This is a genomic window from Enterobacter cloacae complex sp. 309I3, assembly GCF_050031595.1.
Classification (GTDB): domain Bacteria; phylum Pseudomonadota; class Gammaproteobacteria; order Enterobacterales; family Enterobacteriaceae; genus Enterobacter; species Enterobacter cloacae.
Map to the genome: position 1 here is coordinate 739753 of NZ_JBLGWI010000001.1, position 18175 is coordinate 757927.

At 57.2% G+C, this 18175-nt stretch carries 12 protein-coding genes, 1 pseudogene and 1 riboswitch; of the genes and pseudogenes, 4 read left to right on the top strand and 9 right to left on the bottom strand.

What is annotated here, in order from left to right; genetic code table 11:
- Window positions 1-7: 7 nt before the first annotated feature.
- The 5 genes from rapA to araB form a co-directional block, all read right to left on the bottom strand.
- Window positions 8-2914 carry an RNA polymerase-associated protein RapA gene (gene rapA, locus ACQG22_RS03535; protein WP_045292756.1) on the bottom strand — a complete coding sequence of 969 codons (2907 nt, stop codon included), beginning with the start codon at window positions 2912-2914 and terminating at the stop codon, window positions 8-10.
- A 128-nt stretch (window positions 2915-3042) separates the two neighbouring features.
- A complete protein-coding gene (polB, locus tag ACQG22_RS03540; protein WP_284957439.1) occupies window positions 3043-5400 on the bottom strand; it encodes a DNA polymerase II in 2358 nt (785 codons plus the stop codon).
- 74 nt (window positions 5401-5474) lie between these two features.
- Entirely contained in the window at window positions 5475-6170 is a 696-nt protein-coding gene (gene araD / locus ACQG22_RS03545) for an L-ribulose-5-phosphate 4-epimerase (RefSeq protein WP_048972700.1), read from the bottom strand.
- A gap of 86 nt (window positions 6171-6256) precedes the next feature.
- Window positions 6257-7759 carry an L-arabinose isomerase gene (araA, locus tag ACQG22_RS03550; protein WP_020688483.1) on the bottom strand — a complete coding sequence of 501 codons (1503 nt, stop codon included), beginning with the start codon at window positions 7757-7759 and terminating at the stop codon, window positions 6257-6259.
- 10 nt (window positions 7760-7769) lie between these two features.
- The gene (gene araB, locus ACQG22_RS03555) at window positions 7770-9479 is read right to left on the bottom strand and encodes a ribulokinase (protein ID WP_058661974.1); all 1710 of its coding nucleotides are present in this window, start codon (window positions 9477-9479) and stop codon (window positions 7770-7772) included.
- A gap of 336 nt (window positions 9480-9815) precedes the next feature.
- Between araB and araC the strand changes: the two genes are divergently transcribed.
- Both araC and ACQG22_RS03565 read left to right on the top strand, forming a co-directional pair.
- On the top strand, window positions 9816-10661 hold the full coding sequence (gene araC / locus ACQG22_RS03560) for an arabinose operon transcriptional regulator AraC (protein ID WP_013095551.1): 846 nt from the start codon (window positions 9816-9818) through the stop codon (window positions 10659-10661).
- 128 nt (window positions 10662-10789) lie between these two features.
- Window positions 10790-11557, top strand: coding sequence for a DedA family protein (locus ACQG22_RS03565; RefSeq protein ID WP_045292750.1), 768 nt, complete (start codon window positions 10790-10792; stop codon window positions 11555-11557).
- Here ACQG22_RS03565 and thiQ read toward each other — a convergent pair.
- The 4 genes and pseudogenes from thiQ to sgrR all read right to left on the bottom strand — a co-directional run bounded on the left by thiQ (window position 11547) and on the right by sgrR (window position 16629).
- Entirely contained in the window at window positions 11547-12248 is a 702-nt protein-coding gene (gene thiQ / locus ACQG22_RS03570; protein WP_038981187.1) for a thiamine ABC transporter ATP-binding protein ThiQ, read from the bottom strand. The genes ACQG22_RS03565 and thiQ overlap by 11 nt on opposite strands.
- Complete coding sequence (gene thiP / locus ACQG22_RS03575; RefSeq protein ID WP_045292748.1) at window positions 12232-13842, bottom strand: thiamine/thiamine pyrophosphate ABC transporter permease ThiP; 1611 nt, start codon at window positions 13840-13842, stop codon at window positions 12232-12234. The genes thiQ and thiP overlap by 17 nt, the downstream gene beginning before the upstream one ends.
- Complete coding sequence (gene thiB / locus ACQG22_RS03580) at window positions 13818-14801, bottom strand: thiamine ABC transporter substrate binding subunit (RefSeq protein WP_369706569.1); 984 nt, start codon at window positions 14799-14801, stop codon at window positions 13818-13820. The genes thiP and thiB overlap by 25 nt, the downstream gene beginning before the upstream one ends.
- A gap of 31 nt (window positions 14802-14832) precedes the next feature.
- Window positions 14833-14933, bottom strand: a riboswitch (TPP riboswitch).
- Window positions 14934-14969: 36 nt separating this feature from the next.
- A pseudogene (sgrR, locus tag ACQG22_RS03585) lies at window positions 14970-16629 on the bottom strand (HTH-type transcriptional regulator SgrR).
- Between the two features lie 88 nt (window positions 16630-16717).
- Here sgrR and sgrT point away from each other — a divergent pair.
- Together sgrT and ACQG22_RS03595 are read left to right on the top strand one after the other, a co-directional pair.
- Complete coding sequence (gene sgrT, locus ACQG22_RS03590; RefSeq protein WP_013095557.1) at window positions 16718-16870, top strand: glucose uptake inhibitor SgrT; 153 nt, start codon at window positions 16718-16720, stop codon at window positions 16868-16870.
- A 120-nt stretch (window positions 16871-16990) separates the two neighbouring features.
- A complete protein-coding gene (locus ACQG22_RS03595; protein WP_013095558.1) occupies window positions 16991-18169 on the top strand; it encodes a sugar efflux transporter in 1179 nt (392 codons plus the stop codon).
- The last annotated feature ends 6 nt before the right edge of the window (window positions 18170-18175 follow it).

Below are 18175 nucleotides of genomic sequence, written 5' to 3' on the forward strand. Positions count from 1 at the left end.
GCTCCGTTTACTGATGCGTCACAACAATAAGACGCAGGGCATCCAGACGCCAGCTTGCCTGATTCAGGCTTTCCAGCACCTGCTGACGGTTGCTCTCAATCGCGGTCAGTTCGTCATCACGGATGTTTGGGTTCACCGCTTTTAACGCTTCCAGACGAGACAGCTCTGCAGACAGTTTCTCATCGGCTTCCTCGCGTGCGGCATCAATCAGCGTCCTGGCCGCTTTTTCGATCTGCGTTTCACCCAACTGCAGAATGGCGTGCACGTCCTGTTGTACGGCGTTGACCAGTTTGCTGCCCGTGTGGCGGTTTACTGCGCTCAGCTGGCGGTTGAAACTCTCGAATTCAACCTGTGCAGCCAGGTTGGTGCCGTTTTTATCCAGCAGCAGACGCACTGGCGTTGGCGGCAGGAAGCGGGTGAGCTGCAGCTGTTTCGGCGCTTGCGCTTCCACAACATAGATCAGCTCGACCAGCAGCGTACCAACGGGTAATGCTTTGTTTTTCAACAGGGAAATCGTGCTGCTACCCGTGTCGCCGGAAAGGATCAGGTCGAGGCCGTTGCGGATCAACGGGTGTTCCCAGGTGATGAACTGCGCGTCTTCGCGAGACAGCGCCACGTCACGCTCAAAGGTGATGGTGCAACCATCCTCCGGCAGGCCCGGGAAATCCGGAACCAGCATATGATCGGATGGGGTCAGCACGATCATGTTCTCGCCGCGATCGTCCTGGTTAATCCCGACGATGTCGAACAGGTTCATGGCGAAGCTGATCAGGCTGGTGTCGTCATCCTGCTCTTCAATGCTTTCGGCAAGCGCCTGCGCTTTTTCGCCACCGTTGGAGTGGATTTCCAGCAGGCGGTCACGTCCCTGCTCCAGCTGCGCTTTCAGAGCCTCATGCTTTTCGCGACAGGATTTGATCAGCTCATCAAAACCGTCCGTATTTTCCGGCGCTGCCAGGTAACCGATCAGATCCGTATGCACCTGATCGTAAATGGTGCGTCCCGTCGGACAGGTATGTTCGAACGCGTCCAGACCTTCGTGGAACCAGCGTACCAGCACCGACTGAGCGGTTTTTTCCAGGTAAGGGACGTGGATCTGAATATCATGCGCCTGACCGATACGGTCCAGACGGCCGATACGCTGTTCCAGCAGGTCGGGGTTGAACGGCAGATCGAACATCACCAGGTTGCTGGCGAACTGGAAGTTACGCCCTTCAGAACCGATTTCAGAGCACAGCAGAACCTGTGCGCCGCTGTCTTCTTCACTGAACCAGGCCGCGGCGCGGTCACGCTCGACAATGGACATCCCCTCGTGGAACACGGCGGCTCGAATACCTTCGCGCTCGCGCAGAACCTGCTCCAGCTGCAGCGCGGTGGCCGCCTTGGCGCAGATCACCAGCACTTTCTGTGAACGATGAGCCGTTAAGTAACCCATCAGCCATTCAACACGCGGGTCGAAGTTCCACCAGGTTCCGGTATCGCCTTCAAATTCCTGATAAATCTGCTCCGGGTAGAGCATGTCGCGCGCACGTTCTTCCTGGCTTTTGCGCGCCCCCATAATGCCGGAGACTTTTATCGCCGTCTGATACTGCGTCGGCAGCGGCAGCTTGATGGTATGCAGTTCGCGTTTCGGGAAGCCCTTCACGCCGTTACGGGTGTTACGGAACAGCACGCGGCTGGTGCCGTGGCGGTCCATCAGCATATCGATCAGCTCTTTACGCGCGGAACCCGCGTTGTCGCTGTCACTGTTGGCTGCCTGCAGCAGCGGCTCAATATCCTGTTCGCCAATCAGATCGCTCAGGGTGTTGAGTTCGTCATTCGAGAGGCGTTTGCCCGCCAGCAGCATGGCGACAGCATCGGCAACCGGGCGGTAATTATTCTGTTCTTCGACAAACTGCTCAAAGTCATGGAAGCGGTTTGGATCGAGCAGGCGCAGACGGGCGAAGTGGCTCTCCAGCCCCAGCTGCTCCGGCGTTGCGGTCAGCAGCAGGACGCCCGGCACGCGCTCGGCAAGCTGTTCAATCGCCATGTATTCACGGCTCGGTGCCTCTTCGCTCCAGACCAGGTGGTGCGCTTCGTCGACCACCAGCAGATCCCACTCTGCGTCGCACAGATGCTCAAGACGCTGCTTGCTGCGGCGCACGAAGTCCAGGGAGCAGATGACCAGCTGTTCGGTTTCAAACGGGTTGTCTGCGTCATGCTGGGCTTCGGCGTAGCGCTCGTCGTCAAACAGCGAGAAACGAAGGTTAAAGCGGCGCAGCATCTCAACCAGCCACTGGTGTTGCAGCGTTTCCGGTACCACGATCAGCACGCGCTCGGCGGCGCCAGAAAGCAGTTGTTGATGCAGGATCATACCGGCTTCAATGGTTTTACCGAGGCCCACTTCGTCTGCCAGCAGTACGCGAGGCGCATGACGACGACCAACGTCATGAGCGATATTCAACTGATGAGGGATCAGGCTGGTGCGTTGACCACGCAGGCCGCTCCACGGCATGCGGTACTGTTCACTCTGGAATTTACGTGCGCGATAGCGCAGGGAGAAGCGATCCATACGGTCGATTTGCCCGGCAAACAGGCGATCCTGCGGCTTGCTGAAAACCAGTTTGCTGTCGAGCAGCACTTCACGCAGGATGACATTGCTCTCGTCAGTGTCGAGGCGAGTCCCAATGTAGGCGAGCAGACCATTCTCTTCTTTTACGTCTTCAACCTTTAGCTGCCAGCCGTCGTGGCTGGTCACGGTGTCACCTGGATTGAACATCACGCGGGTAACAGGGGAGTCATTGCGAGCGTACAGGCGGTTTTCACCGGTAGCAGGGAAAAGGAGGGTGACCATGCGTGCATCGACTGCAACCACGGTTCCCAATCCAAGTTCGCTTTCTGTATCGCTGATCCAGCGTTGACCAAGTGTAAAAGGCATATGTGTTCGGCTCTAATCTTTAATTGCAGGCAATAGTTCAACCACCGTCAAAAAAGACGGTCATCGAAAAATGGGTCCGGGAGTGGAAAGGGCGCTATGGTACTGGATGGCAGCGATTTCGTCACGTGTCAAAATAGGCCAAGCTGCCCTGTCACTAGTGTAGCAAAATCGTCGTCAATGAACGGCAAAATTCCATCCGCGACGGGCTGAAGCTGGCGCGTCAGGTAGTGGTCGTAGTCCAGCGCAGAGTGTTGATAATCCACGGGCTCTGGCCCGTTTGTCGTCCAGACATACTTAATGGTGCCCCGGTTCTGATACTGCGGGGCGCGCCCCCGACGGACGTTCTCTTCATCCGCCAGACGCGCGGCGCGGACGTGTGGCGGAACGTTACGCTGATACTCGGCCAGCGGGCGGCGCAGGCGTTTGCGATACACCAGCTGGTTGTCGAGCTCGCCAGCCATCAGGCTGGCTATCGTCTCGCGGACGTAGTCCTGATAAGGCTCATTACGAAAGATCCGCAAATAGAGCGTTTGCTGGAACTGCTGAGCCAGCGGAGTCCAGTCTGTGCGCACCGTCTCCAGCCCTTTAAACACCATGCGTTGCTTTTCACCTTCCTGAATCAGTCCGGCATAGCGTTTCTTGCTGCCCTGATCGGTTCCACGGATAGTGGGCATTAAAAAGCGGCTGAAATGGGTTTCATACTCCAGCTCTAACGCGCTGGTTAACCGCTCTTTTTGCAAATGCGCTTGCCACCAGTCGTTCACGAAGGCCACCAGCTGTTTGCCAATTCGCGCGGCTTCCTCTTCGGCGTGCGCGCCCTTCAACCAGACGAAGGTGGAGTCGGTATCGCCATAGATCACTTCATAGCCCTGGGATTCGATCAGCGCCTTTGTCTGGCGCATGATCTCATGCCCGCGCATGGTGATAGACGAGGCGAGACGCGGGTCGAAGAAGCGACAGGCGCTGGTGCCCAGCACACCGTAAAAAGCGTTCATGATAATTTTTAGCGCCTGAGAAAGCGGCTTGTTGCCGTGGCGCTTGGCCTCGTCGCGCCCGTGCCAGATCTGTCCCACGATCTCCGGCAGGCAGTGTTTCTCCCGTGAGAAACGCGCCCCCAGAAACCCGTCGGTGCTGTGCATATCGTCCGGCTGCGCCATCCCCTCTACCAGCCCCACCGGATCAATCAGAAAGGTGCGGATAATCGAGGGGTAGAGGCTTTTGTAGTCCAGTACCAGCACGGAGTCATACAGTCCCGGCCGGGAATCCATCACGTAGCCGCCTGGGCTTGCCTGAGGCGGCACGTCCCCCAGGTTCGGTGCGACGTAGCCTGCCCGGTGCATGCGGGGAAAGTACAGATGGCTGAATGCCGCCACGGAACCGCCGTGCCGATCAGCGGCAAGACCGTTCACTGTGGCGCGTTCCAGCAGAAAAGGCATGATCTCGGTTTTGTGGAAAATCTGCGTAACCAGCTCACAATCTTTCAGGTTATAGGTGGCAAGTGCCGGTTTGTCTTCGTTGAAGCGGCGGTCGATCTCATCCATTCGGTCCCACGGATTATCGATGGATTTCCCTTCCCCCAGCAGCTCCTGCGCCACCGCCTCCAGCGAGAAGGAAGAGAAATTCCAGAATGCGGATTTCAGCGCCTCGATGCCGTCGATAATCAGGCGACCATTGGCCTGTGCGAAGAAGACGCCGTTTTTGAAACCGTGCTCGCGCCATTCCAGTTCGCTATGACCCCGCCCAAGCATGAGCGGGATACGGTACCGCTCGGCGTGTTTTTGCAGTACCCGCAGATCGAATTGCACCACGTTCCAGCCGATCAGGACATCGGGATCGCGATCGGCAAACCACTGGTTCAGTTTTTCCAGCAGCTGTGGCCGGTTGTTGACGTACTCCAGTCGGAAGTCCAGCGCGGAGGCATCACCATTCTGTGGCCCGAGCATATAGACAACCCGGTCGCCGCAGCCTTCAAGACCAATACAGTACAGTTCACCGTGACGGGTGGTTTCGATGTCCAGTGAGACCCATTTCAACGGCGGACGGTAGTGCGGGTTAGGTTTCAGACGGGCGTTAATCAGCCCGCCGTTGTGCGCTGTGCCATCAACCCAGACAGGGGCGGTAATAAACCGCTCCATCAAGAAACGTTCCGGGGGACGAATATCGGCTTCGTACAGGGTGACGCCCGCCTCGCGCAGCAGTTTTTCATAGCGCATCAGCTGGCGATGGGCGCGACAATAGAGGCCAGAAACCGGCTGGCGATGGAAATCCTTCAGCCCAAGTGGCGTGATGCGCCAGTTGTTTTCACCGCGCAGTAGCTGCTTTACTTTGTCGATGTGGGCTTCAGGAATAAATGCCACGGACTCCTGTGGCGGCAGGGTAACGCGCAGCGGGCCGTTGTCCGTCGCCAGCCAGAACTCCACCTCTGTTCCCTGAGGCGTATCCCGCCAGTGTCGGGTCAGTAAAAAACCTTCTTGCGCCTGCGTCACGCCGTTATCCCATAAAACAAAACCAGGCCTGATTATAGCCTGGTTAGCGGTTTTATGCTGGGTTTATATACAGTTTATTGCCCGTAATAGGCTTTTGCACCGTGCTTGCGCAGGTAGTGTTTGTCCAGCAGCGTCTGTTGCATATCCGGCAACTGTGGTGCCAGTTGACGACAGAAGATGCCCATATAGGCTACCTCTTCCAGCACAATCGCGTTATGCACTGCATCTTCCGCATTTTTGCCCCACGCAAACGGGCCGTGAGAATGCACCAGCACCCCAGGCATCTGTGCTGCGTCGATTCCCTGTTTTTCAAAGGTTTCGACAATCACATTGCCGGTTTCCCATTCATACTCGCCGTTGATTTCCGCATCGGTCATCAGGCGGGTGCACGGGATGGTGCCGTAAAAGTAGTCTGCGTGCGTGGTACCGGTAGCCGGGATGGACTGGCCTGCCTGCGCCCAGATAGTCGCATGACGCGAGTGGGTATGCACAATGCCGCCGATGGTCGGAAATGCCTGATACAGCAGGCGATGGGTGGGGGTATCGGAGGAGGGTTTTTTCTTCCCTTCCACCACTTCACCGGTTGCAATGCTGACCACAACCATATCCTCAGCAGTCATCACCGTATAATCCACGCCGGAAGGCTTGATGACGAACACCCCTTTTTCGCGGTCAACGGCGCTAACGTTGCCCCAGGTCAGGGTCACCAGATTATGTTTAGGCAGCGCCAGGTTGGCTTCGAGTACCTGGCGTTTGAGATCTTCTAGCATTGTTGTCTCCCGCCGGATGGCGCTTCGCTTATCCGGCCTACACAATCGTAGGCGCGGTAAACGCAGTGCCACCGGGCACGTCGTACTTAACGTTTCGAACCGTAATAGACTTCATTCCAGCGCAGCGCGTCTTTAAACGCGGGCAGGCGGGTATCGTTATCGATCACGGTCAGTTCGATGTCGTGCAGTTCAGCGAACTGACGCATATCGTTGAGATCCAGCGCGTGACTGAAGACGGTATGGTGTGCGCCACCGGCGACGATCCAGGCTTCGGAGGCGGTTGGCAGATCGGGCTGCGCTTTCCACAGGGCGTTGGCGACCGGCAGTTTTGGCAGCGCGTGTGGCGTTTCAACCGCATCCACACAGTTCACCAGCAGGCGGAAACGATCGCCCAGGTCGATCAGGCTGGCGTTGATGGCCGGGCCGGTACGGGTGTTGAAGATCAAACGTGCCGGATCCGCTTTGCCGCCAATGCCGAGATGCTGCACGTCGAGGATCGGTTTCTCTTCGACGGCAATGGATGGGCACACTTCCAGCATGTGTGAACCGAGTACCAGGTCGTTGCCATTTTCGAAGTGGTAGGTGTAGTCCTCCATAAAGGAGGTGCCGCCCTGCAGACCGGTTGACATCACTTTCATGATGCGAAGCAGAGCGGCAGTTTTCCAGTCGCCTTCGCCCGCGAAGCCGTAGCCCTGCTGCATCAGACGTTGTACTGCCAGACCCGGCAGTTGTTTCAGACCATGGAGATCTTCAAATGTCGTGGTAAAGGCGTGGAAGCCACCCTGTTCCAGGAAGCGTTTCATCCCCAGTTCAATGCGCGCCGCGTCCAGCACGTTCTGGCGTTTGTCACCCTTCACCTGCGCCGCTGCGGTGAGGCGGTAGCTGCTTTCGTATTCGTCGACCAGCGCGCTCACGTCGCCATCGCCGATCTCATTGACGACCTGCACCAGGTCACCCACGGCCCAGGTGTTCACGGAAAAACCGAACTTGATCTGCGCGGCAACTTTATCACCGTCGGTGACTGCCACTTCACGCATGTTGTCGCCAAATCGCACCACTTTCAGATGGCGGGTATCCTGTTTGGAAACGGCCTGACGCATCCAGGAGCCGATGCGTTTCTGCGCATGTTGATCCTGCCAGTGTCCGGTCACTACGGCGTGCTGCTGACGCATACGGGCGCCGATGAAGCCGAACTCACGGCCGCCGTGTGCGGTCTGGTTCAGGTTCATAAAGTCCATATCAATGCTGTCCCATGGCAGGGAGGCGTTGAACTGGGTATGGAATTGCAGCAGCGGTTTGTTGAGGATAGACAGACCGTTGATCCACATTTTGGCGGGTGAGAAGGTGTGCAGCCACACCACCAGACCCGCACATTTATCGTCGTAGTTTGCGTCACGGCAGATATGGGTGATCTCATCCGGCGTCGTGCCCAGCGGCTTCAGCACCAGTTTGCATGGCAGTTTGGCCTCAGCATTCAGCGCGTTCACGACGTGTTCCGCATGTTTCGTCACCTGTTGCAACGCTTGCGGTCCGTACAAATGCTGGCTGCCAATCACAAACCACACTTCATAATTATCAAAAATGGTCATCGTCGTGTCCTTAATGGGTCAGGGTTGCCGTCGTATCCGCGGTGTGTTTTGACGGGGCGGCGACAGGGAGATAGTGAAGTTCGGCGCTTTTTGCCCATTGCTGGTAGCGCTGATAAAGCTGTTCAAAGCGTTGCGCCTGTTGAGCACGCGGCTGAAGGGTATTTTCGACCGCGCTTGCCATATGCTGCTGTGCAGTCGGGATATCGGCGTGTACGCCCGCGGCAACGGCGGCGAAAATAGCCGCACCCAGCGCGCAGCATTGATCGGACGCGACAATCTGCAGCGGACGGTTCAGCACGTCGCAGCAGGCCTGCATGATCACCGGGTTTTTACGGGCGATACCGCCCAGCGCCATGACGTTATTGACGTCGATGCCCTGTTCGGTGAAGCACTCCATAATCGCGCGGGCACCAAAGGCGGTGGCTGCAATCAGGCCGCCAAACAGGGCCGGGGCATCGGTCGCCAGATTGAGATCGGTGATAACACCTTTAAGACGCTGGTTGGCAAATGGCGTACGGCGGCCGTTGAACCAGTCGAGCACCACCGGCAGGTGTTCAAGAGACGGATTTTTCGCCCATGCGGCGGTGAGCTGGGGCAGCAGCTGTTTCTTACTCTCGGCAATCTGGGGTTTCAGTTCCGGGTGCGCGGTCGCCAGCTGGTCCAGCGGCCAGCCCAGTACCCGACCAAACCAGGCGTAAATATCGCCAAACGCAGACTGCCCGGCTTCCAGACCGATAAAGTCCGGCACCACGCTGCCGTCGACCTGTCCGCAGATACCTTTCACTGCGCGGTCACCGACGCTGGCCTTATCCGCCGTCAGGATGTCGCAGGTGGAGGTGCCGATCACTTTCACCAGCGTATTGGGCTGGGCACCAGCGCCCACCGCGCCCATATGGCAGTCAAACGCACCGCCGGAGATTGCCACGTTTTGCGGCAGGCCCAGACGTGTTGCCCACTCTTCGCAGAGCGTGCCCACCGGAATATCGGCGGTAAAGGTGTCGGTAAAGAGCGGGTACTTCAGGCTCTTGTTGATAATCGGATCGAGTTCATCGAAGAAGGCTGCCGGTGGCAGACCGCCCCAGCTTTCATGCCATAGGGATTTATGCCCGGCGCTGCAGCGGCCGCGGCGAATATCCTGCGGGCGGGTGGTACCCGAGAGCAGGGCAGGAACCCAGTCACACAGTTCAATCCACGATGCGGCTGCCTGTGCAACCGCTGCGTCAGCGCGGGTGACATGCAGGATCTTGGCCCAGAACCATTCACTGGAATAAATTCCGCCGATGTAGCGCGAATAGTCGGTTTTGCCCGGCTGGTGGCACAACCGGGTGATGGCTTCGGCCTCTTCGACGGCGGTATGGTCTTTCCACAGCACAAACATGGCGTTCGGGTTGTCGGCGAACTCAGGACGTAGCGCCAGCACCCGGCCTTCCGCATCCACTGGCGCGGGGGTAGAACCGGTGCTGTCTACGCCGATCCCAACCACCTCTGCACGCTGGGCGTCAGTCAGCTCTGCCAGCACGGTTTTGATTGCCGCTTCCATCGACTCGATGTAGTCGCGTGGATGGTGACGGAACTGGTTGTTTGGCGCATCGCAGTAGCGCCCCTCTTGCCAGCGTGGGTACCACTCAACGCTGGTTGCTATCTCCTGGCCGGACGTACAGTCCACTGCCAGGGCGCGAACCGAGTCGCTGCCAAAATCGAGGCCAATCGCAATTGCCATGGTGTTGCTCCATCAGAAAACAGGTATGAGAGAACATTAGAGACTGGGGGCGAAAATCGTCAGGCAGGATCCGCTAATCTTATGGACTAAATTGCTGTTGAGATGGAAAGTGTGACGCCGTGCAAATATTCAATGTGGACATTTCTGCCGCACTTATAGACACTTTTGTTACTGCTTATCTGCCCACTCTGGCGGAGAAATCAGGGGGAAAGGCTGAAACATGGCGGACGTAAAAGAGACGTGATGCTTTTTGGATCTCGTCGCAGGCCATTTTTATACGGCTTTTAACGATATGGACAATTGGTTTCCTTCAGTACCGTTGGGAGAACTGAATCTATGGCCGAAACGCAAAACGATCCCTTACTGCCGGGTTATTCTTTTAACGCCCACCTGGTGGCGGGGCTGACCCCTATCGAGGCTGAGGGATATCTCGATTTTTACGTTGACCGTCCGCTTGGGATGAAAGGGTACATTCTGAACCTGACCGTGCGTGGGGAAGGGATAATCAAAAACAACGATCAGCAGTTCGTCTGTCGTCCCGGCGATATGCTGCTGTTTCCGCCTGGTGAGATCCACCATTACGGGCGTCATCCGGATGCCAAAGAGTGGTATCACCAGTGGGTCTACTTCCGCCCCCGCGCCTACTGGCAGGAGTGGCTTTCGTGGCCAGCCATTTTTGCGCACACCGGTTTTTACCGCCCGGACGACGCTCATCTGGCCCAGTTCCGCGAGCTGTTTGCCCAGATCATAGAGGCAGGGCAGGCCGGTGGGCGCTACGCTGAGCTGCTGGCGATTAATTTGCTTGAACAGGTGTTACTGCGCCGGATGGAGGCGATTAACGCGTCGCTTAATCCGCCGCTGGATAATCGTGTGCGCGATGCCTGCCAGTACATCAGCGACCACCTGGCCGACAGCCAGTTTGATATCGCCAGCGTGGCCCAGCATGTCTGTTTGTCGCCGTCGCGGCTGTCGCATCTGTTCCGGCAGCAGTTGGGTGTCAGCGTGCTGAGCTGGCGCGAAGATCAGCGCATCAGCCAGGCGAAACTGCTGCTCAGCACCACCCGGATGCCCATTGCCACCGTAGGGCGCAATGTGGGCTTTGAAGATCAGCTCTATTTTTCCCGCGTATTTAAAAAATGCACTGGCGCCAGCCCCAGTGAATTCCGGGCGGGATGTGAATAAACGGTAAAAAAAGATAAACAAGCAGGTGAACAACGGAAGCAACCTGTAAACTATTCAGACAATTGTTGTCTTGACGCGATGCAGGGCGCTAAGCAGAATCCCTGATTCGTTTTCTGACCGGAATAGTTATGCAGGCATTGCTGGAACATTTTATTACCCAGTCCGTTATGTATTCGCTTATCGCCGTTGCGCTGGTGGCGTTTCTGGAATCGCTGGCGCTGGTTGGACTGATCCTGCCTGGTACGGTGATGATGGCGGCGTTGGGCGCGTTGATTGGCAGCGGTGAGGTCAATTTCTGGCAGGCATGGCTGGCCGGTATGATCGGCTGCTTACTGGGCGACTGGATCTCCTTCTGGCTGGGCTGGCGTTTCAAGAAACCGCTGCACTGCTGGTCATTCATGAAGAAGAACAAAGCGTTGCTGGATAAAACCGAGCATGCACTGCATCAGCACAGCATGTTTACGATACTCGTCGGACGCTTTGTCGGGCCAACGCGTCCGCTGGTGCCGATGGTCGCCGGGATGCTGGATCTGCCCGTCGCAAAATTCGTTTTGCCGAACATTATCGGCTGCGTCTTCTGGCCGCCGTTCTACTTCCTGCCGGGGATCCTGGCGGGGGCGGCAATTGATATTCCTGACGATGTGCAGAGCGGTGGCTTTAAATGGTTATTGCTGGCAACAGCGCTGCTGTTATGGCTCGCTGCATGGTTGTGCTGGCGGCTATGGCGCAGCGCGAAAGCGAATGTCGATCGTCTGACGCGCTATCTGCCTCGCTCGCGCTTGCTGTGGCTGGCGCCGCTGACGCTGGGCGTTGCCGTCGTGGCGCTGATCGCGCTGATTCGCCATCCGCTGATGCCGGTGTACGGTGAGATCCTGCTGAAGGTGGTCAGCCGTTAAGGATCCCCAGCAGGTGCGACGCGCTTGCTTTGCCACTCATCAACTCTTCGGTTTCACCCTCCCACACGATACGACCCTCCGCGATCACCACCGATCGCGGGGCGATGCGTGCGGCATCTTCAATACTGTGTGACACCATCAGCATCGTCAGCTGCTGACGCTGGCAGACCTCCTGTACCAGGGCGAGCATCTCCTGGCGCAGCGCGGGATCGAGTGCAGAGAAGGGCTCATCCAGCAGCAGTATCGGCTGCTCGCGAACCAGGCAGCGAGCCAGCGCCACGCGCTGACGTTGTCCGCCAGAGAGCTCTCCGGGGAGTCGGTCAATAAACGTGGTAATGCCCATCTGCCCGGCAATCTTTTCCAGCTTCTGGCGCTGTGCGTCGTTCAGTTTCAGCCCCGGATCCATACCCAGCGCGATGTTTTGCCGCACCGTCAGATGGGTGAACAGGTTATTTTCCTGGAACAGCATCGAGACCGGACGCCTGGCGGGCGGGGTGTAGGTATGGTCGTTGTTTTCAATGATTATCGACCCGCTTGCCGGTTGCAGAAAACCGGCAATCAGATTGAGTAAGGTACTTTTCCCTGCCCCGCTTGGGCCAAGCACGGCAATCATCTCACCCGGGCGTACCGACAGGCTGAACCGCATAGGCAGGTGCTGGTAGAGCCAGGTGACATCAGTCAGTTTTAACATTGCGCCCCGGAAGTTTTTCGATAACGGTAAATAAGGCAAAGCACAGCAACAGCAGCAACAGCGCCGTGACGGCCCCCTCCTGACTGCGGTAGGAGCCGATCTGCTGATACAACCAGTATGGCAGCGTGCGGAAATCTTCATTGCCGAAGAGCGCCACCACACCAAAATCTCCAATGGAGAGCACACAAGCGAAGGCCAGCGCCTGAGCAAGCGGGCGTTTCAGCGCACGCAGTTCAACCACCTTTAACCGGCGCCAGCCCTGTATACCAAGCGACTGACACAGCAAAGCGTAACGGCTGTTGACGTCGCGCATGGGGTTTTCCAGCACCTTCAGCGCATAGGGAATGGCCATCAGGGCGTTGGTAAAAATCACGATTCCGTCGGCGCTTTCCGGCAGACCAACCGTACTGTTGAACAATAAAAAGAAGCCGGTTGCCAGGACGATGCCCGGCATTGCGAGGATTAACATCCCCGTCAGCTCCAGCGCTTGTCCGGCTTTGCGCGCCTGGCGCGCATAAAGTTCTCGACTGCTCCACAGCAGCATCATGGTCAGCACGACACACAATAGCCCGGCAGCCAGTGCGATGCGCAAGGATGTCCAGGTCGCCTGCCAGAGGACGGGCTGTTGCAACACGGAGACGAGGTTAAGGTTAACGCCATCAACGATAACGGCCATCAGCGGTGGCAGCAGCAGCAGCAGGGCCAGTACGATCAACATCACATCCGCGATTCGGCTGTGCAGGCTGTCCTGAGGATCGCGCCAGCCTGTAATCTGATGACTGCCCGGTGGAATGGCTTTGCTCAGACGCTGACTCAGCAGGACCAGCACAAGACAGCACAGCATCTGTACCAGAGCCAGAAGCGCAGCGCGGCCGGGGTCGTAGTCGTAACTCAGCGCCTGGTAAATCGCCAGTTCGATGGTGGTCGCCTGTGGTCCACCACCAAGAGAAAGCACGGTGGCGAAACTGGCAAAACAGAGCATGAAGATCAGCGCCGCAACCGGAGGGATTTGACGGCGCAGCCACGGCCATTCGACAAAGCGGAAGAATGACCAGCCGCGCATGCCCAGCTGTGCCGCAAGCTGACGCTGCTCGCCGGGGATAGCCTCCAGCGCCTGTAAAAAAAGCCGGGTCGCCATGGGCATGTTGAAAAAGATGTGCGCCAGCAGAATACCTTTGAGTCCGTAAGGGGAGAAGGTCCACTCCAGACCAAGCAGGTTAAAGAGGGCGGCCAGCCAGCCCTGACGACCATACACGCTCAGGATCCCAAACACCGCCACCAGGACGGGCAGGATCAGCGTCATGGCGCACAGTCTCAACAGCGCCTCCCTGCCGGGGAAGCGTCTGCGGTAGAGCGCCCGCGCGAGAAAAATGGCCGGGATCACCGACAGCAGGGCAGAGAGAAACGCCTGCCAGAAAGAGAACCGGATGACGTGCCAGAGATAGCTGTCGTGCCAGAGGGAGAGCAGATCACTCTCTGGCGCGTTAAACCACAATGCCAGAAAAGCACCCAGACTGACCGCCACCATCACTACAGCGGCGAGCAGTCCGGGAAATAACCAGCCGGGAATTAGCGGCTGACGGCGCGTTGCCATTCACTTACCCATGCTGCTCGCTGCGCGGCGACCTGCTGCGGCGTAAACTCCAGCGAGGTTTGCGGTTTGGTCAGTTGCTCAAAGCCCGCAGGTAGCGTCACGTTGGTCACCGGATACATCCAGTTACCCGTAGGGATCGCATTCTGGAACGCCGGGGAGACCATGAATTTCAGAAACTTCTCGGCCAGTTCCGGCTGCTTGCTGGCGGCAGTGCGGGCAGCCACTTCCACCTGCAGATAATGACCTTCAGCGAAATCAGCGGCGGCGTAGTTGTCTTTCTTCTCGGCGATAATGTGATAAGCCGGGGAGGTGGTGTAGCTCAGCACCAGGTCGCTCTCCCCTTTCAGGAACAGGCCATAGGCTTCGCTCCAGCCTTTGGTGACGGTCACGGTTTTGGCGGCCAGCTTCTGCCACGCCTCCGGCGTTTTATCACCGTATACCTTCTGCATCCACAGCAGCAGGCCCAGACCCGGTGTGCTGGTGCGCGGATCTTCATAAATCACGCGCCATTTCTGGTCGCTTTCCACCAGCTCCTTCAGGCTTTTCGGCGGGTTCTTCAGCTTGTTTTTGTCATAAACAAACGCAAAATATCCGTAATCGAACGGCACAAAGGTGTCGTTTTTCCAGCCGCCCGGCACGTTAACCGCATCTGCCGCTACGCCGCTTTTGACGAACAGTTTCGTTTGCGAGGCCGCATCCAGCAGGTTGTTATCCAGGCCGAGTACCACGTCGGCCTTGCTGTTTTTACCTTCCATACGCAGACGGTTAAGCAGCGAGACGCCATCTTCCAGCGCCACGAATTTCAGTTCGCAGTTGCAGTCGGCTTCAAAGGCTTTTTTGACGACCGGGCCTGGGCCCCAGTCGGCAGAAAAGGAGTCGTAGGTGTAGACCGTCAGGACGGGTTTTGCGAAAGCAGGCAGCGCAAACAGCGCCAGCAGGGGAAGCACTTTTTTTAACACTTTGCACCTCAAGGTTGAGTGGCAAAGGATTTTGAGCGACAGCCTCAAATCCCTTCGCCGGCGTTATCCGGATCAGGTTCGACGGGTATTATCTCAGCGCACATCAGTGATGCAGCACCCCGTTGAGAACGGCGCTATTGTAATGATTTGGCGAATATTACGAAAGTGTTATGGCTCTGGTGGCGCAAACCAGGCGGATTTAAAATCAAACCAGCCCAGCGTATTCATCCGTAACCCCCGCATACTGCGCTGGCCCTGGATCATCAGCCAGTGGTGGATCAGCGGCACGATTGCCTGTTCGGCCAGCAGCGCCTGACACCAGGTGGCCAGGTTCATCTCACCCGCGCGCCACTGCGCCGCATCCTGCTGCCAGTCCCGATCGATACAGTGCTGGATCAGCGGGACTTCATACAGGTGTGAGAAGAGCGAGAAATCGAGCGGCAGGGTGAAGTTGGCGCTGTTCAGCCAGATATCGCTGGTCAGTTCCCCCTGGTGCCATTCGTCATAGTCCACTTCCCTGATGTCCAGCCGGACGCCTTCTGCGGCCAGCAGTCTGGTCATGATCCTGGCAATAAAACGGTGCTCCACATGCTCGCGGTAGTAGGTCAGGGTGACAGACTCCAGCCCTGCCGGTTTGTCACAGTGGGCAGGTCGGGCATGATGCCAGCGAGGAAGCAACCCGTACGCCGGAAACCAGTACGTCTGATACTGTTCTTCCGCATGGTAAATCAGATTGGAGGGAGATAAGACGTGGCTGATCCATTTGCGTACCGCCTGATTGGCCCCGCGGTGGGTGCGGCTGTCAAACAGCAGGTAGTAGCAGCCCTCCTCAAGGCGGCTTTCCACCGCCTTTTCGCCCGTTGTGGGGCCTTCAAGCGTCAGCCCGGCGCTGAGCTCTTCATTGAGATCCGGTAATACCCAGACGTTCACTTCGTCGATCAGCGCCCGGTAGCCAAAATAATCATCAAACGCGCGAATTTTCAGCTGGTTATTGGTGTTACGCGACACGGCATAGGGCCCGGTGCCAATGGGCTGGCTGGCAAAATTGTGCAGCGATTCCCACTCTCCCGGCAAAATCATTGATGGGACATACCCCAGCAGCCAGGGAAGCCATTTATCCGGCTGAGACAGTTCAATATCCAGCGTCCAGGCGGTGGGGGAGTGAACGCGCGAAATATGCGAATAAAGCGGAAGCTTGCGGGCACGCTCCAGTGAGGCGATGACATCGCGCATTTCCAGCTCGCGGCCGTGGTGAAAGTGGATGCCGGGACGTAAGAAGAAGCGCCAGTGACGTGGGGAGAGTTGCTGCCAGTGGTGCGCAATATCAGCTTCCAGTTCCCCGTTTTCCTCATTTATTCGCGTCAGGCCGCTGAATATTTGTCGCGCCATATGGGTTTCTGAGCGGCGCAAGGCCGTGCCGGGGAGCAGATTCTTCATCGGGCGATAGTAGAGCACCCGCAGAATGTGGCGGCCCTGACGAAAACTCCGCCCAAGATGGGAGACCAGCATCTGACGCACTGCGGCTTTATCGCCAACCAGTTGCACCAGCTGATCGATTCTGTCCTGTTCCAGCAGGTCTTCTGCTCGCTGTTGCTGCAAGGCCAGCCCGGTATAGAGAAAGGTCAGGCGTGAGCGTTTGCCGCGTCCCGCTTCGGCTTCCCAGTTTAACCAGCCCTGTTTGTTGCTGCATGGTGTTAAGCAGCGTGCGCATATGACGTCGGGAGCAGTTAAGGAGCTCAGCCAGTTCGTTAAGCGTGGTCTCCTGCGATTGCCCTTCGCAGCACTGCCAGAGGCGGATGAATTGTTGTTGCAGACGACCAGAAGGCATAAAAGGGGAACTCCTGACAAAAAATCAGCAATTTATTAATCCCTATATTAAGCCAATAATGATTCCCGATGAAGTGAGGAGGTACATTATGAAGAGGTCTACCGCACGTCAGTTTTATCAGCAGTACTTTTCAGCGACAAAAGGAACGTCCTGGCTGGCCCGTCAGTGTGCTGAGCAACGGCTGAAAATGTTAGAAGAACTGATGCAGTGGGACGTTACGAAACCGACCTCTTCTCGCTAACTCGCCTCGATCATGTGTGACTGAGTATTGGTGCTTATCACCCGCCAGCAAAATGTTTTTTGCTGGCTTTTTTCGTTTATTCTTTCACCCAATTCGATTCGCTTTCACAAGGACTTGCAGATGCTCTGGTTAATGACGATGGGGCGACGCCTGAACGGCGTGTATGCCGCTTTTATGCTGGTGGCCTTTATGATGGGCGTGGCGGGGGCGCTGCAGGCACCGACGCTGAGTCTTTTTCTCAGCCGGGAGGTGGGGGCGCAGCCGTTTTGGGTCGGCCTGTTTTATACCGTGAACGCCATCGCCGGGATCTTGGTGAGCCTGGGGCTGGCGAAACGATCCGACAGCCAGGGCGATCGCCGCAAGTTGATCCTATTTTGTTGCGCCATGGCTGTGGGTAACGCACTGCTGTTTGCCTTTAATCGTCACTACCTGACGCTGATCACCTGCGGCGTGCTGCTGGCCTCGCTGGCGAACACCGCCATGCCGCAGCTGTTCGCGCTTGCCCGGGAATATGCCGACAACTCGGCGCGGGAAGTGGTGATGTTTAGCTCGGTGATGCGTGCGCAGCTCTCTCTTGCATGGGTCATTGGTCCGCCGCTGGCCTTTATGCTGGCGTTGAATTACGGTTTTACCGCCATGTTTTCCATCGCTGCGGGGATTTTTGCCATTAGCCTGGCATTGATTGCCTTCGTGCTGCCGTCAGTGGCGCGTGTCGAACAGACAGCGGATAAACCCATTACTCAGGTGAGCGGCTGGCAGGATAAAAACGTCCGTATGCTGTTTATCGCCTCCACGCTGATGTGGACCTGCAACACCATGTATATCATCGATATGCCGCTGTGGATCAGCAGCGATCTGGGTCTGCCGGATAAGCTCGCGGGGATCTTAATGGGGACGGCCGCCGGGCTGGAAATTCCGGCGATGATTCTGGCGGGATACTACGTCAAACATCTCGGGAAACGCCGGATGATGCTGATAGCCGTAGCGGCCGGAGTGCTTTTTTACCTGGGGCTGATTTTCTTCCATTCACGAGAGGCGTTGCTGGCGCTGCAGCTGTTTAATGCTGTGTTTATTGGGATCGTGGCCGGGATAGGGATGCTCTGGTTCCAGGATTTAATGCCCGGGCGGGCGGGGTCGGCGACCACACTCTTTACCAACAGTATCTCCACAGGGGTAATTCTGGCGGGGGTGATTCAGGGGGCGTTGTCGCAAAGCTATGGACATGGGTCGGTGTACTGGATGATTGCACTAACGTCGATTGTCACGCTGATGCTGACCTGGCGCGTAAAAGACGTCTGATTCTGG